At 71.8% G+C, this 15,907-nt stretch carries 13 protein-coding genes; 10 read left to right on the top strand and 3 right to left on the bottom strand.

What is annotated here, in order from left to right:
* Positions 1-28: 28 nt before the first annotated feature.
* Positions 29-1,381, bottom strand: a complete 1,353-nt coding sequence (locus ABZS64_RS12115) for a M64 family metallopeptidase (protein WP_355826906.1) — start codon at positions 1,379-1,381, stop codon at positions 29-31.
* Between the two features lie 138 nt (positions 1,382-1,519).
* On the opposite strand from ABZS64_RS12115, the gene ABZS64_RS12120 reads away from it, so the two are divergent.
* Complete coding sequence (locus tag ABZS64_RS12120) at positions 1,520-2,860, top strand: helix-turn-helix transcriptional regulator (protein WP_355826909.1); 1,341 nt, start codon at positions 1,520-1,522, stop codon at positions 2,858-2,860.
* Between the two features lie 19 nt (positions 2,861-2,879).
* On the opposite strand, the gene ABZS64_RS12125 is transcribed toward ABZS64_RS12120, so the two are convergent.
* Positions 2,880-4,097, bottom strand: coding sequence for a helix-turn-helix domain-containing protein (locus ABZS64_RS12125; protein ID WP_355826912.1), 1,218 nt, complete (start codon positions 4,095-4,097; stop codon positions 2,880-2,882).
* A gap of 26 nt (positions 4,098-4,123) precedes the next feature.
* The gene (locus ABZS64_RS12130) at positions 4,124-4,288 is read right to left on the bottom strand and encodes a hypothetical protein (protein WP_328666434.1); all 165 of its coding nucleotides are present in this window, start codon (positions 4,286-4,288) and stop codon (positions 4,124-4,126) included.
* A gap of 165 nt (positions 4,289-4,453) precedes the next feature.
* On the opposite strand from ABZS64_RS12130, the gene ABZS64_RS12135 reads away from it, so the two are divergent.
* The 9 genes from ABZS64_RS12135 to ABZS64_RS12175 all read left to right on the top strand — a co-directional run bounded on the left by ABZS64_RS12135 (position 4,454) and on the right by ABZS64_RS12175 (position 15,899).
* On the top strand, positions 4,454-5,404 hold the full coding sequence (locus ABZS64_RS12135) for a DUF3068 domain-containing protein (protein ID WP_355826916.1): 951 nt from the start codon (positions 4,454-4,456) through the stop codon (positions 5,402-5,404).
* 168 nt (positions 5,405-5,572) lie between these two features.
* Positions 5,573-6,730: a glycosyltransferase family 4 protein gene (locus ABZS64_RS12140; RefSeq protein ID WP_355826919.1), complete on the top strand. Its 1,158-nt coding sequence runs from the start codon at positions 5,573-5,575 to the stop codon at positions 6,728-6,730.
* 7 nt (positions 6,731-6,737) lie between these two features.
* Complete coding sequence (locus tag ABZS64_RS12145) at positions 6,738-7,508, top strand: class I SAM-dependent methyltransferase (protein ID WP_355826922.1); 771 nt, start codon at positions 6,738-6,740, stop codon at positions 7,506-7,508.
* An 88-nt stretch (positions 7,509-7,596) separates the two neighbouring features.
* On the top strand, positions 7,597-11,832 hold the full coding sequence (locus ABZS64_RS12150) for an alpha-(1->3)-arabinofuranosyltransferase family protein (RefSeq protein WP_355827095.1): 4,236 nt from the start codon (positions 7,597-7,599) through the stop codon (positions 11,830-11,832).
* Complete coding sequence (locus tag ABZS64_RS12155) at positions 11,829-13,184, top strand: condensation protein (protein ID WP_355826925.1); 1,356 nt, start codon at positions 11,829-11,831, stop codon at positions 13,182-13,184. Before ABZS64_RS12150 ends, ABZS64_RS12155 begins: the two co-directional genes overlap by 4 nt.
* On the top strand, positions 13,181-13,900 hold the full coding sequence (locus ABZS64_RS12160) for a class I SAM-dependent methyltransferase (protein ID WP_355826927.1): 720 nt from the start codon (positions 13,181-13,183) through the stop codon (positions 13,898-13,900). Before ABZS64_RS12155 ends, ABZS64_RS12160 begins: the two co-directional genes overlap by 4 nt.
* A 4-nt stretch (positions 13,901-13,904) precedes the next feature.
* Complete coding sequence (locus tag ABZS64_RS12165) at positions 13,905-14,813, top strand: DMT family transporter (protein WP_355826930.1); 909 nt, start codon at positions 13,905-13,907, stop codon at positions 14,811-14,813.
* The gene (locus ABZS64_RS12170; protein WP_355826933.1) at positions 14,803-15,012 is read left to right on the top strand and encodes a Trm112 family protein; all 210 of its coding nucleotides are present in this window, start codon (positions 14,803-14,805) and stop codon (positions 15,010-15,012) included. Before ABZS64_RS12165 ends, ABZS64_RS12170 begins: the two co-directional genes overlap by 11 nt.
* Positions 15,009-15,899 (top strand): FkbM family methyltransferase, encoded by an 891-nt coding sequence (locus ABZS64_RS12175; RefSeq protein WP_355826936.1) that lies wholly within the window; start codon positions 15,009-15,011, stop codon positions 15,897-15,899. The genes ABZS64_RS12170 and ABZS64_RS12175 overlap by 4 nt, the downstream gene beginning before the upstream one ends.
* Positions 15,900-15,907 lie beyond the last annotated feature (8 nt).

Consider the following 15,907-nt stretch of genomic DNA (forward strand, 5'->3'; position numbering starts at 1 on the left):
CACCGGGGCCCGCCCGGGGCGGGTGGCGTCAGAGGCGGATCTTCCAGCTGGTCGTGGACTTCAGCTTCCCGGCCAGTTCCGGGTCCCGTACTGCGGGCGTACGGTCCTCGGCGGTGACCGACAGCTGGTGCGTGCGCCGGTCGAGCAGCCGCAGGACCACGTCCGACACCCGCACCTGAGAACGGCCCGCGAAGGCCTTCAGCTCCCGGCCGTCCAGATACCAGCGGATGGTGAGCTGACGCCCGTCCGCGCCCGCCAGCCGGGGTACGGACGTCTTGGCGGTGTCTCCCAGCCGGAGGGTGCGTGCGGTGGGGGTGGCCGCGGTGACGACGCTCGCATGGCGGTAGAAGCCGGCGATCATCGCCTCGACACCGGGCAGGTTGAAGGGCTTGCCCAGAGAACGCATCAGGGAGTTGTCGGTGGGCCGGTTCAGCCCCGTGACGTAGTAGCCGCCGCCTTCGTACGTGCCGACCGTGCCGCCGTCGGGCGACTCCTCGCCCAGCCAGCGGTACCACTTGGCGCGCTGCCCGGACATGTCCCCGGCGGCCAGCGTGGAGATGTTGGATTCGGCGGGCTCGGGTCCCGTGTAGTGCTCATAGCCCGGGGTGCCGGGGTAGAAGTACTCGTCGGCGAGCTTGCCCAGCGAGTGGCCGGTCTCGTGGATGGCGATCTGTCCGGACTTCTCGTTGCCCGCCGAGGCGGTCGAGATGCCGTCGTAGCCGAGGGTCTGGCTCGGCTCGTTGTAGCCCGCGCCGCCGTACTTGGCGCTGTTGGCGAGGACGAGCACCAGGTCGGCCTCCGGTGCCTTCGCCACGTACCGGTCGACCTTGGTCTGGTCGATGCACAGCAGCCGTTCGATGTCGTCGCACCAGAAGTACGAGCCCAGGGCGGTGTCCCGGACGGTGGCCCGGTCGGGGTCACCCGAGACGCCGGACTCGTTGGAGACCGCGTCGACCGCCCAGACGTTGAAGAGGCCCTGGTAGGTCGTGTACGGCTCGACGGCCGCCAGCTCGGCCCACTTCTCCTTGGCGTCGGCGTGGAACTGGGCCAGTTCGGCGGCGGTGTAGCCGTCCCCGACGACGACGATGTCGAGCCGGTCGGCGGTGGAGCCGTTGTCCACCAGCTTGGTGACGTCGCCGTCGGCGGCCTCCTCGGCCGCCGAGAGCCGGGAGGCCGGCCGGTCCCGGCCCTCCTGCGGTACGTGCGTGTGGCCGGATCCGGCGGCTGTGCCGTGTTCCGGCCCGGGTATCTCGACCTCGACCCCGGCCCCGCCCGGCGGCACCGGATCCGCGGCCGCGCCGCCGGGTGCGGCGGCCAGTACGGCCACGAGGGCGGTGGCCACGCCGGCCGCCGCCATGACTCTGCGTCGTGCTGAACGCATGAAGTCCTCCCCCTGATACGAAAGTTAAGCAACCAAGTAAGCGTGGTGAACGGGTTGCTTAAACTAGGGGGAGGAACAGGACGTGCGCAATGCCTACTGCCCCTGAATACTGGGGAGTTCGAGAACCAGGGGGTTCCCATGGACGAACCGACCGAGATCGGCCGCCGGGTGCAGCAGCTGCGTAACCAACGTGGCCTGACACAGCGGCAGTTGGCCGAGCCCTCGTACACGCCCGCATACGTCTCGACGCTGGAGTCGGGCAAGGTCAGGCCCTCCGAGACCGCGCTGCGATTCCTCGCCGAGCGGCTCGGCACCTCGTTCGAGGAACTGGCCACCGGACGCCCCGCCCATCTGGCCACCGAACTGCGGCTCGGCCTCACCGACGCCCAGCAGCAGCTCGCCACCGGCGCGGCGGACGAGGCTGCCGTCAGCTACCGACGGCTCCTCACCGACGCGGAGAACCTCGACCTGGCTCCCGAGCAGGCCGAGGCGCTGCTCGGACTCGGTGACTGCGCGCTGGAAACCGGTGAACTGGCCAATGCGGGACGGCACTTCGAGGCGGCGGAGCGGCTTCTGGCCAGTGAACCGCTGCCCCGCCGCGCCCGCGCGATCCGGGGCCGTGCCATCGCGCACCTCCTGGCCGGGGAGCTGCGCTACGCCTGCTATCTCCTCGAGTCCACCATCGACGAACTCGGCGCGAGCGGACTCGCCGATCCCGAGGCGCTGGTCCTGCTGTACGCCGCGGTCATCGGCCCGTACATCGACATGGGCGCCCTCGCCCGGGCCGCGCATGCCGCGGAGCTGGCCCTGGCCCTGGCGCCGCAGGTCAACGACCCCGCGCTGGTGGCGAGTATGCACCGGCAGGTGGCCCGCACGTTCCTCGCCGAAGGGCGCACGGCCGATGCCGACGCCTCGCTCGCCAAGGCCCAGTCGATCTACCGGCAGCTGCGACTGCGTACCGATCTCGCGCACTGTCACTGGATGCGTGGCTACGTCCAGGCGCAGAACGGCGATCTCGCCCTCGCCGAACAGGAGTTGCGCACCGCCTGGGACATGCTGAACGCCAAGCGCGCCGTGCTCTACACCGCCCAGGTGGAGGTGGAGCTCGCCGATGTACTGCGGCGGCTCGGGCGGCACGACGAGGCAGCCGGGCTGCTTTCGGCGGTCCTCGAACTCGGCGACCGGCACGGCGCGGTGCACGCGGGCGGCGCGCACCGGCTGCTCGGGCTCATCGCCGAGGAGCGGGGCGAGGCCGAAGTAGCCGAGGAGCACTACGTCCTCGCGATGGCCCTGCTGGAGCGCAGCGGCGCCAGCGGCGACCTGGCCGACCTGTGCCGTCTGCTGGGCGACCTGCTGCGCCGCAGCGGCCGCACCGAGGCCGCCCTGGACGCGTACCGCACGGGACTGGGCCACCGGGCAGCCCCCGGCACCACGACCCTGGGACCGGCCCCGGCGACTCCGCCGATCCCACAGCGCTGAGGCACGTGCTCGCTGTTCGTCAACAGGTGTCCCGGGCCACCCCCGCATCGCGCAGGCGGCGGGCCCGTAACACCAGCTCCAGTTTGAAGCGCCGGTCCGGATCGTCCACCTCGTCGCCCAGTAGCTCGCGGATCTGGCGTAATCGGTAGCGCACGGTCTGCGGATGGACGCCGAGCCGTGCCGCGACCTCGGGGGCGCCGCCACGTGTCTCCAGCCAGGCGAGCAGCGTCTCGACGAGTCGTCGGCTGTGCGCCGGAGCGCACCGGTCGAGTGGCGCTAGGCAGCGCCGGGCCAGGTCCTCGATCAGCTCCTCGGGCGGGAGCAGGACCAGCTCTTCGGTGTGCTCGGTGCAGTGCAGGACCTGGCCGGCCGGGAGCAGCCCGCGTTCCATCAGTCGTACGGCGGCGAAGGCCCAGTGCAGCGACTTGGCGGCCTCGGCGAGCGGGACCGGCGGTCCCATCGCACCGGACCAGCCCGTCATCGCGCGCTCCAGCAGTTCCGGCCGGCCGGCCGCGTCCGGCTCGGGGACGACCATGCGCGGCTGCTCGTACTCCATGTCCAGCAGCACGTCCTGGCCCACGGCCGGGGCGACCGACTCCGGCGCCGGTCGCATCAGTACGGCGACGGCGACCTGTTCGGGCAGCGGCCAGCCGATGCGCTCGGCATGCTCGGCGAGGGCTTCGGTGGGATCCGTGCGGTGCTCGCTGAGCATCAGGCTGATCAACCGCCGCTGCAGCCGCAGCCGTTCGCCCGCCTGGCGGGCGGCGGCCTCGACATAGCCGCGTACGGACTGTGCGACGAGCCCGTCGAGATACTCGAAGCCCGACTCCACCAGCTCGTACATGGCCGGTGGCGGGATCTCGACCTGCTGACCGATCTCGGCGAGGCGACGCCACGCGAGCCGCACGCCCAGCCGGTAGATCGCCTGCAGCGAGTCGAGGCTGCGGCCCTGCAGCACCTCGCCGCGGCCGAACTCCTGGAAGACCTCCAGCTGACGCTCGTGCGGCCGGTCCTCCTCCACCACGAGGTGGTCCACAAAGTCCTCCAGCGCCCGGCGGATGCCGATCAGGGCCATGGGCTCGCCGGAGTCGTCGACGACGAGCGGCAGGCCAGGGAACTCCCTGCGGATCTCTTCCAGAATGGCCTGCGCGAGTGCGGGCACCTCCGCCATGGCCAGGGATGCGAATCGTCGTGCCCGCAGGCGGGGTACGTCCCGCCATGCCGTGCGCACGGGCATGGGTGTCCTCCCTCGCTGCTGGTCGGCTACGGCTGCGGGGACGCTGTCGGCCGACCCGTCTCGAAGGAGACGAGGGGCACGTTGGGCTGCTCAGGTGTGGCATTCAGTGCGGCAACGATGCCGAAAGCAGCCCCCACGGCGAGGACGGCGGCGGCCATGGTGGTCAGCACGGCGGCGGTCAGTCTGTGCATGGTTCAGCGAGCCTTTCGGTCGGAAGGCACCCCGCCCCACGGCTCCGGCTCGGCGACTGCCCAGTCTGTGAGGGGCATTGACACTTCGTCAAGAGGACGCTTACGGTCCCGGCCCGTACAGACGCGCACCGTCCTGAATCCACCATCGGCCCGGGAGTGCCCCCCATGCGTCGTACCGCTTCGCCGTTGTCGCTGGTCCTGTTGGGTGTCGGCGTGTTTCTGCTCGTACTGGCGCCGATGCTCGCCTGGTACGTGGAGCCGCGCGCCGAACGCACCCCGACCGATGTCGATGTCACCACGGTGTTCACCGGCACCGGCGAGTATTTCGACACCACGAGCCTCAGACCCGTCCAGTCGAAACCGATCACCATCACCCGGCGGGTGCTGGGCGACGTCGCCGCGAGCGAGCGCAGCGGGCGGGCCGTGTGGGACGTGTCCACGGCCATCGACACCCCCGACACGCTGGCCTTCCGCGACCCGCGCAGGTCCTACCAGTGGACGCTGGAGCGCTGGGTGACCGACCGCCGGACCAACGCTCCGGTGCACTGTTGCGGCGAGACGCCGGAGTACCAGGGCGAGGCCTACCTCAAGTTCCCCTTCGACGTGCAGAAACGCGGATACCTCTGGTGGGACAACACGCTCGGAGCCACCGTCCGGCTGGAGTTCAAGGGCACCAAGAAGGTCGCGGGCTACGAGGGTTACCGGTTCACCGGGTCCGTGAAGGACACCCGCACGGGCACCCGCCAGGTGCCGGGGCGGCTGGTCGGCCTGCCCAAGCAGAGCCAGGTGCATGCCGAGGAGTGGTACGCCAACAAGGGCATCGAGCTCGTCGTCGACCGGCGGACCGGCCGCATCATGAATGCGAGGATCGCGCCCCGCAAGACGCTGCGGGCACCCGGCGTCGACGAGGCGAAGGTGGTCCTGCTGGACAGCGCGGGGCTGGAGTTCACCCCGCAGACCCAGCGCGCGCAGGTTGCGCTGGCGAAGTCGGACAGCGGCAAACTGCGGGCGCTGGGTGGCACTGTGCCGATGGGCGCGGGAGCGGCCGGGCTCATGCTGGCGGCCCTCGGTGCCGTACTCGTCGCACGTGGCAGGGAACGCCCGAATCCCCAATAATGCGCACAATGTGACGGGGCGTCAGCTCCAGAGCGAGCCAAATTTGTCACCGACGTGAGTAGCGGCATCGAACAGCGGGGCGGACACTACCAACCCCACCCCGCCGCAAGGCTGCTCGTGCCACCAACACCCCCACCGTCCCGCACCCCGAGGCGAGTTGGAGCTCGAATGCCCCAGCACGTACCCCCCACGTTGCGCGCGCCACTCCCCCAGCACCCGCCGAAGTACCCGCAGCACGACCCTCCGGCCGGCCGTCCTCCGCATCCCCGCCGGATCGTCTTCCTCGCCCGCCGCGACCTCGGAAACCCGGCCGCAGGCGGCTCCGAACTGCTCATCGACCGCATCGCCGACGGGCTCACCGCTCACGGCCACCAGGTCACGCTCCTGTGCGGCGGGCCCGCCGCATTGCGCGACTACCGCGTGGTCTCGGCCGGCGGGGACGCCGGGCACTTCCTGCGGGCCCGCCGCGCCTTCGAACGGCAGGTCGGTGACTGCGACCTGCTCGTCGAGGTCTGCAACGGCATGCCCTACCTCGCCCCGCTGTGGCACCGCGGACCAACGCTCTGCCTGGTCAACCATGTCCACACCGACATCTGGGGCGCGCGTTTCCCCGGCCCTGCAGCCCGGCTCGGCAGAAGGCTCGAGCGCTGGGCACTGACCCGCGCCCACAGCGGCAACCTGCTGGTCGCCGTCTCCCCCTCGACGGCCGACGCACTCCAGGACCTCGGAGTCCCGCGCGAGCGGATCCGACTCGTCCACAACGGTGTCGAGGAGCCCGGGCCGCTCGCCCCCACATCGCCGGAACCGCTGTTCCTCGCCGTGGGACGCCTCGTCGAGTACAAGCGCATCGAGCTGCTGCTGCGTCTGTGGGAAAGGGTCAGACCGGTCACCGGAGGCCGGCTCGTCATCGTGGGTGACGGGCCGGAACGGGCCAGTCTCGAGGCTCTGGCCGGGCCCGGCGTGACCTTCACCGGCCGGGTCCCGGAAGCCGAGAAGCACCGACTGCTGTGCGCGGCCTGGGTGTTGCTGCACCCCTCGCTCGTCGAGGGCTGGGGGCTCGTGGTGACCGAGGCGGCGGCCCGGTCCACGCCTGCCATCGGCTTCGACGTCCCCGGGCTCAGAGACTCGATCGACGACGGCGTCACCGGCCTGCTCGCACGCGGCGAGAGCTCGTTCGCCGCGGCCTGGTGCACGCTGGCGCTCAGCCCCGAGCGGCGCGAGGCGCTCGGCCGGGCGGCCGGGCAGCGGGCCGCGGACTTCCGCTGGGGCGCCACGGTCCGGCAGTTCCGGGCGGCGGCCGCGGAGGCCACCATGCAGCGGAGGTGACGCAGCTGTGAAGGATCCCTCCATACGCAGGTCCATCACTCTCTTCCGGGCGTTCATGGGCGAGCAGACCGACCCTGACCGGTGCTACAGCCTGCTCGCCCAGGACGCGGCCGACCAGCTGGAGCGCCAGACGCCCCTGCACGACCGGCTGGTGGTGGACGTGGGCGGCGGACGCGGCCACTTCACCGAGGAGTTCCGGCGGCGCGGTGCGCAGAGCTATCTCTTCGAACCCGACCTGCGGGAACTGGGCGCGCGGGGCACCGTCCCCGAGGGCTCTGTGGTCGCCGACGGCTATCTGCTGCCCCTGGCCGACGGCGTCGCCGACGTCTGTTTCTCCTCCAACGTGCTGGAACACGTCGCCGACCCGCAGACCTTCCTCAGCGAGCTGATCCGCGTCACCCGGCCGGGCGGGCTGATCTATGTCTCGTTCACCAACTGGCTCTCCCCCTGGGGCGGTCACGAGTGGGCGCCCTGGCACTACCTGGGCGCAGACCGTGCCCGTGCCCGCTACCTGCGGCGGACCGGACGCCCGGCCAAGCACGCCCTCGGCGAGAACCTCTTCGCGATCCACATCGGCCCGACCCTGCGGCAGGTGCGCGCCCGCGACGACGTGTCCCTCGTAACGGCCCGCTCCCGCTACTGGCCGTTCCTCGCGCAGGCCGTCACCCGCGTCCCGGGCCTGCGCGAGATCGCCACCTGGAACCTCCTCCTCATCCTCCGGCGCCGAACAGAAACGGCAGCAGCGATGACCAGCCCACCGCGAGCCACCCGTGGCTGAGACGACGTTGACCCTTCCCCCGGGCAGGCCCGGCCGTCCCCGGCCCACCGCCCCGCCGCCGGCCGCCGGGCCGCGCCGCAGATCGTGGCTGCTGGCCTTCTGGGCCGCGGTCTTCGTCGCGTTCCTCTCCGTGTCACCGGGCAGGATGACCTTCGAGACCAAGCTCGGAGTGGTCGCCGACCCGTGGAAGTTCATCGGCGATCTCGGGGAGCTGTGGCAGAGCCGCGCCGGATTCGGCGGGCTCTCCAACCAGTACGCCGGATACGCCTTCCCGACCCTCCCGTACTACGCACTCACCGACCTCGCGCACATCCCGGTGTGGCTGGCCGAGCGGCTGTGGCTCTCGCTGATCGTGGCCACCGCGTTCTGGGGCGCGCTGCGGCTCTCCGAGCGCCTCGGCATCGGCAGCGCGCGGACGCGGCTGCTCGGCGCCGCCTGCTATGCGCTGTGGCCCACCTTCACCATCGTCGTCGGCTCCACATCGGCGGCCGCGCTCCCCGGCGCGCTGCTTCCGTGGGTGCTGCTGCCGCTCACCGGCACTCGCACCCCACGGGTGGCCGCGGCCACGTCCGCGCTGCTGATCCCCTTCATGGGCGGAGTCAACGCAGCGTCGACGCTCGCCTCGCTGCTGCCCGTGGGGCTGTATCTGCTCAGCCGCCCGGCAGGTCCCCGCAAGCGCGCCCTGATCGCCTGGTGGGTTCCCGGAGTCGTACTCGCCACCGCCTGGTGGGTGGTCCCTCTCTTGCTGCTCGGCGCCTACGGCGCGGACTTCATGCCGTACGTCGAACAGGCCGACACCACCACCGGCACGATGTCCGCGACCGAACTGCTGCGCGGCGCCGGCAACTGGGTCGCCTACCTCCACTTCGGCGAAGCCTGGCTGCCCGCCGGATGGACCGTGGCGACCGCTGCGGTCACCATCCTCGGCTCCGCGTTCGCCGCCGCACTGGGGCTCGCGGGCCTGGCGCGGCGCGATCTGCCGGAGCGCCGCTGGCTGTTGCTCACCGTGCTGGCCGTCGTCCTGATCGCCCTGGCCGGATACGCCGGTTCCTTCGGCGCCCCCTTCCACGAGGCCGTCCGGGACTGGCTGAACGGGCCGCTGCGGCCCTTCAGGAGCGTCTACAAGTTCCAGCCCGGACTCGCTCTCGCGCTTGCCTTCGGGCTGATGCATCTGGTGGCGAAGGCGAGCGAGAGCCGCGGAGCCCGGCCGTTCCCGGCCCGTCGTTACGCCCCCCTCGTCGCCGCGCTACTGGTCCTGCCCGGTCTGGCCTGGCCGTACGTGAACGGGTCGATCCTGCAGCCCGGCGCCTTCAAGAAGCTGCCCAGCCAGTGGACTCAGGCCGCCGACTGGCTGGAGAAGAACTCGCCGGACAGCCGCGCCCTCGTCGTCCCGGCCACCTCCCACGGCCTCTACACCTGGGGCTCCCCGATCGACGAGCCCCTCGACGTGCTCGCCGACTCCACCTGGGCGCAACGTGACTTCGTACCGTTCGGGACGCCGGGCTCGCGGCGTGCGATGGACGCGGTGGAACAGGCACTCATGAGCGGCAGTGAAGTGCCTGGCCTGCGCGACTACTTGTCACGCGCCGGCCTCTACTTCGTCGTCGTACGCAACGACCTCGACCCGGACCAGATCGGATACGTCCCGCCGATCACCGTGAAGCGCACCCTGGAGGCCTCCGGCTACAAGAGAGTCACCGGCTTCGACCCGGTGCTCACCGGCGGCCGGATCCCCAGCGGCACACCGCTGCAGGTCCAGGGCATCTTCCCGCGTATGCAGGCCGTCGAGATCTATGAGCCGACCGGCAACACCCGGCGGCCCGGCCAGGTCGGCCTGCAGCCGGTGGCCGACACCGCCGTGGTCAGCGGCGGCCCCGAAGCGCTGCTGCAGCTGTCCGCCGATCCGCGCCTGCGGGAGCGGCCCACCGTGCTCACCGGAGACAACCACCCGGGGCTCGGCACACCGGCCGCGCAGTACGTGGCGGACGGGCTGCGCCGCGCCGACACCCGCTTCGGACTGGTCAACAGCAACACCTCGTACACGTACACCGCGGACGAACGGAACCCTTCCGGGAGCCTGCAGGACCCGGGCGAGCAACCGCGGCAGATCCTGCCGACGACGGGCACCGGGCACCAGACGACGGCGGTCCTGCGGGGCGCGGCCTCGGTGACCGCTTCCAGCAGCGGCAACTGGCTGTTCCACCTGCCGCAGTACGACCCGGTGAACGCCTTCGACGGCAACCCCCAGACCGCGTGGGCCGAGGGGAGTGCCGGGAACGCCGCAGGCCAGTGGCTCCGTATCGGCTTCTCCTCGCCCACCGACATCCCCGCCTCGCTTCAGCTCACCCCGCTGCCAGGCGACGGAATGCGGGCCGCACCCACACTCGTACGGGTCGAGACCGATCAGGGCTTCGAGGACAGCCCGCTTGCACCGAACGGAAGCCCGCAGCCGGTCAAGGCACCCGCGGGACAGGCGAAGTGGCTGAAGATCACGGTCCTGGCGGCCCAGTCCCCCAAGGCCGGCCTCGGCGGCGCGGGCTTCAGCGAGGTCTCCGTCCCCGGTGTCCAGGTGACCCGGCTGCTGCGGCTTCCCACCGACGCGCACGGCAACGAGGCCAGGGCCGAGGTCTTCTCACTGCATCGCGGCAGCGACCCGGGCGGCCTCTCGCCGGTCTCGGCCGAGGAGGGACTGCACCGCCGGTTCAGCGTCAGCCAGGGCGGGGACTTCACCGTCACGGCGAAGGCGCTGCCCGTGCCGGGCGAGGCACTGGACCGGCTCGTCACGGGCGCCGATCCGGGGCAGGGACGGCGGATCACGGCAACCGCCGACTCGACCAGCCGGCTCGGGAACGGCCTCAGCCCGCGCAATCTCGTCGACGAGGATCTGACCACCGCGTGGATCGCCGGCGACCGGCCGGTCATCCATCTGCGCTGGCTCGGCCGCAGGACCGTCGACGAAATCGTCCTCGCGGCCGCGGGCGGACTCTCCACCCGGCCCGAGCAGATACTCGTCAGCACCCCGAACGGCGCCGCGACGGCAGCCGTCGACGAGAACGGCCTGGCCCGCTTCGAGCCGATCACCACGGACCGGCTCGACATCACCATCAGCCGCGCCGCGCCGCTGACCGTGCACAACCCCGTTGCCGACGACCGGATGCAGTTGCCGGTCGGCCTCAGCGAGGTCTACGTTCCGGCACTCGCCGACCTGCGCACACCGCCGCCGGACCCGCAGTTGAGGTTTTCCGTGCCGTGCGGCGAGGGTCCGCCCGTCGCCGTCGACGGCACGCTGCACGCGACGAGCGCGTCGGGAACGGTTCGCGATCTGACCGAGCGCCGGCCGGTCCAGGTCACGCTCTGCCACGTTACGGGCGGCACTCTTCCGCTGGGCCCCGGGCTGCACCAGGTGGAGGCGGGCGACGAGGGCCCCCTCGCCCTGACCGACATCACACTGTCCCGAGGCGAGGTCCAGCCGCCTGCAGCGAACCAGCAGCGGGAGGCCACCGCGGTCGACTGGCGCGGCGACCGGCGGTCCGTGACCGTCGGCGCGGGCGAGGCGGCCTACCTCCAGATGTACGAGAACGCCAACGACGGCTGGAAGGCCACGCTGAACGGCAAGAAGCTGATCCCGTTGCGGATCGACGGCTGGCAGCAGGCCTGGCTGATCCCCGCGGGCGAGGGCGGCACGGTCGAGCTCGAGTACGAACCCGTACTGCTCTACGACATCGGGATGATCGGCGGCGCGGTGGCGGTGGCGCTGCTTGCGGGTCTCGCACTCGTACGCCGCCGGGGCGGCGCCCCGGCCTCGGCGGCGATGGCCCCGCCTGCGCCCGGATGGGTGCTGGGCTGCGTCGCGCTGACTCTCGTGGTCGCAGTCGTGGCGGGTCCCTTCGCGCTGATCGTCCCCGCACTGGCGGTAGTTGCCCGCCTGCGGCACTCGCTGCTGGTGCCGATCGCACTGGTGGCGATGGCCTGCGCCGGGATCGTGGCCGCGACGGGCGCGGGCGAACCGGCCTCCGTCGGCCGGGGGGCGTTCGGCCCGGCGGCCCAACTCCTGGCGCTCATCGCCCTGTGCGCGGCCCTGGTCACCGTGGACCCACGGGCGCGGGGCGGCGCACCAGCCTCGGCGGCGCCGGACCCGCAGGCCACGACCTCGGCGGCGCCGGACCCGCAGGCCACGACCTCGGCGGCGCCGGACCCGCAGGCCCTGCCCCAGCGGGTGCGGGCCACAAACGGCCCTGCGGGGCGGCCCGTTCCTGGCCCTCCGCCCCACCCTGATCCGCCGGGCGTGGCACCGCCCAACACGAGGGAGGCCCCGCCGAGATGACCGCCCTGCAACCCGCGCCGCCCGGGCGGACGCCTGAGCCTCCTCCTGGCCGGATTCCGTTTCCGGTCGTCGACGAGATCTCCCGGCACTGTCTCCGGGAGGAGGAGCCCGAGACCGTACACATAGAGGTGCATCTGCCCCGGCAGCCGGATCCGGATCGGCTTCGGGCGGCTTTCGGTGAGGCGCTGCTCCGGCACCCCCGGATTCTGGTGCGCGAGGCACCCGGCCGCTGGTACCGGCGGCGCTACGAATGGGAGTCGACAGGCACTCCGGATGTGGACCCGGTCTCCTTCCCGGAGCGGGGGCCCGGTGCGCTGGAGCAGGCGAGGGCCGGAGCGCTGGCCGAGGCTCCGCCGCTGTCCGCTTCCCCGCCTGTCCGGCTGGAGGTGGTGAGGCCGTCGTCGACGGGCAGCTCATGTGTGCTGCTGTTGACGCTCAACCACACCGCTCTGGACGGGCCCGCCTGTCTGCGCGTGCTGGCCACGGCCGCCGAGTTGTACAGCGGCGCCGCCGCCTCGCCCACCTCACCCGTACGCGATCCGGTCGGCGCGTCGGGGCGGCCGGGTCCACCGCCGCGCACACGGCCCGGCGGGCCGGGGCGGCCCGCCCGTGTGGCGCCCGCGACCGGTGTCGGGGCAGTCGGCGGAAACGGGCTGCTGCTGGCCGATCTGCCGGTGCCGCGCCGGCCGGCAGGGGTCGGCTACACCGTCAACGATCAACTCCTCGTCGCCACCTGCCTGATGATCGCCCGCTGGAACCGGCTGCACGATGCCCCGCCCCGTCCGATGCGTATCACCATGCCCATCGACGAGCGGCCCCGCGGCGCCGAGATGCCCATCGGAAACGGCACCCGCCTCGTGGAGGTCGGATTCGGGGCCCAGGAGTGCGCGCGGGAGCCCGGCGCCGAGGCTCTCGCCGCCCTGCTGCACCGCACGGCGGAACGCACCCGCGCCCTGAAGTCGGCACCGCGCCCTCAACTCGGCCACGGCGCCGCCCTCCTGACCGCACCCGCCCTGCCCGTCGGGATACGGGCAGCCCTGACCCGTGGCCTTCGGCGGGCTGCCGCTCCCTGGACCTCGACGACGCTGCTCAGCAACATCGGCCGCGTTCCGTACCCGCTGGACTTCGCGGAGGCGGGCCGCGCGGAAGCCGTCTGGTTCTCGGCTCCCGCCTCGATGCCGCGCGGGTTGACCGTGACCACCGCCAGCACGGGGGGACGGCTGCATCTGGCGCTTCGCTGGTCGCGCGCGCTCCTCGACGACGCGGCGGGGCAGCGGCTGTGCGACTTCTTCACGGAGTATCTGGCGGCCATGACGGCGCTGCCGGCCGTTTCAGGAGGTGACGGGCCATGACGGGAACGATCCCCGCGGGACTGCGCGAGTTCTACGAGAACCCGGCCGTCCCCGTCGCCTCCGGAGACGAGCGCAGCCGCCGCCAGGCACTGATGCTGGCCCGGGTGCTGCCCCCCGAGCCCTCCCTCGTCGTCGACGTCGGCTGCGGCGACGGCACCGCGGCGGCCACCGCCGTTCCACTCCTCGGCGATCACCGGGTCGTCGGTATCGACTGGTCCCAGGACGCGCTGCGCCGGGCCGCAACCCGGATGAACCACGTCGTGCGGGGTGAACTGACGTCGGGCGGACTGCCGTTGGCCGACGCGACCGCCGACGCCGTGCTCTTCAGCGAGGTGATCGAGCATCTGGTGGATCCCGACAGTGCCATGGACGAGCTGCGCCGCATCCTCAAACCGGGCGGCCATCTGATGCTCTCCACCCCGAACCTGGCCGCCTGGTACAACCGGGTGCTCCTGGCGGCCGGGGTGCAGCCCGTGTTCTCGGAGGTCAGCCTGCGCGGCATTCACGGCCGCCCGGGATCCCAAGTGGTGGGCCATCTGCGCCTGTTCACCGCACGGGCCCTGCGGGGATTCCTCACCGCCGCCGGCTTCGAGGTGGTCACCCTGGCCGGCGCGCCCTTCCACGGTGTCCCGCGCCCCCTGCGCCCGGTGGACCGGGCCGCCTGTGCCGTGCCATCCCTGGCCTCCATCCTCCTGGTGCACGCCCGGCGGGTGTAGCGGCATGTGGTGGGGGGTGGCATCGGCCCTGCTGGCCAACGTCTTCTACAGCACCGGCTTCGTACTCGAGAAGCGGGCCCTGTCCGGCCTGCCGCGACTGAGCACGGGACAACCGGCCAAAGTCGTACGGGTGCTCATCGGCAGCCCGTTGTGGCTCGTCGGTTCGCTCGCGCTCGCCGCAGGCTTCGCAGCGCAGCTCGCCGTCTACCGCACCCTTCCCATTGCGGCCGCGCAGGGCATCTTCGTCTCCGGTCTCGTGCTGCTCCTGCTGCTGTCCTCGGTCGTGCTGGGCGAGCGCCCCAGCGGTCGCGAGCGGCGCGGCGTGGTCATGATCACCCTCGCCCTGCTGATGGTCGTGGCCTCCCTCCAGGACACCGACGCTGTCGGCGAACACGCCTCGTCCCGCCGTGTCCTGCTGATCTGCGTGCCCGCGCTCGCGGCGGGCCTGTGGCTGTACCGGTCGGTGGAACGCCGGGCCCGCCGCCGTCACCGGCTGCCGACGGCCGGCGTCGAATACGGCGTTGCGGTCGGCCTGTTGTACGGCGTCAGCTCGCTCGCCATCAAGGGGGTCTCCGGTCATCTGACGACCCGAGGCATCGGCGGCGAGGTCCTCGGCCTGCTGAAGTCCCCGTATCCGTACATCCTGATGGTCACATCGGTCACCGGCCTGATCCTGTCCCAGACCGCGCTGCAGCGCTGCCGGGCCTCTCTGATCGTGCCCGTGTGCACCACCGTCACGTGCCTGTTCACGGCGGCGCTCGGCACGTTCGTGTTCGGCGAGTCCCTGCCGGACGACCCCCTGCGGCTCGCACTGCGGCTCGGCGGCACCGCACTCGCCGTATCCGTACTGCTGATGCTTCCGCGTCATGACGAACCCCCCACCCCGACAAAGGAGTTGGCTCATGAAGCCTGACGATCCCCTGCTCCGGATCATCGCCTGCCCGATCGACAAGGGAGAGCTGACGCTGCTCCTGCCCGAGGAGATCCTCTACAACCCACGGCTGCGCCGCCGCTATCCGATCACCGACGGGATCCCACAACTGCTTCCCTCATCCGGTGCCAGGGTGCCGGACGAGGAGCACGAACGGATCCTCAAGCGGATCGGTCCATGACACTCGCCGCCAGGCTCGCCCCTCATCTGCCGCCCGCACTGATCTCCGCGGGCGTCGCTCTGCTGTATCCGCGGTACGAGCCCGAGCTGCGCCGCCTGGCCGACTTCTGCCCGACCGGCGGCCTGGCGGTGGATGTCGGCGGCTGGTACGGCCCGTGGACCCAGCGACTTGCCCGGCGGGCCGACCGGGTGGTGGCAGTCGAGCCGGTCCCCCACCTGGCCCGCCTGCTGGCCGCCACCAGTCCCGCCCATGTGGACGTGGTGAACGCGGCCGCCACGGACCACGACGGCGGCACGGCGCAACTGTGGCTGCCGCCGGGCGACTGCGGCAACCGTGGTGTCTCGTCACTCGTCCGCCGGGACATGCACGCCCGATCGATACCGGTGCCCTGCGTCCGGCTCGACAGTCTCGGTCTGCACAGCGTCACTCTGATCAAGATCGATGTGGACGGCAGCGAACTGAACGTCCTGCGCGGCGCCGAGGAGATCCTGGTCCGTGACCGCCCCGCGCTCTTCATCGAGCTGGAGACCCGCATCGGGCCACTGGAACCGGTCCTGGACCTGCTCGCCCACCACGGCTACCGGGGCTGGGTGCTGCCCGGCCGCGACTGGCTGCCGCTGTCCGATTTCGATCTGCCGGGCCACCAGTCCCTGACGGCACAGGTCGCCGAGCACGGACTCGTGCGCCGCAGCCTCAGCCCGTTCCGGCGGCGGTACGTCAATTCGGTGCTGTTCCTGCACGGCTCCCGGCAGCCCGTCAGTCCTTCGCGTTCTGTCGTACGTCGAGGAGCCGGCGGGCTCCCGCCGCGCGGCCCAGGACGATCGGCACAACGCGGCCCGGTACTGCGAGGAGTTCGCGCAGTTCCGCCTCGTCCGCCGAGGATTTGACCTCCCCG

The sequence above is a fragment of the Streptomyces sp. NPDC005408 genome, assembly GCF_040606445.1.
Classification (GTDB): Bacteria; Actinomycetota; Actinomycetes; order Streptomycetales; family Streptomycetaceae; genus Streptomyces.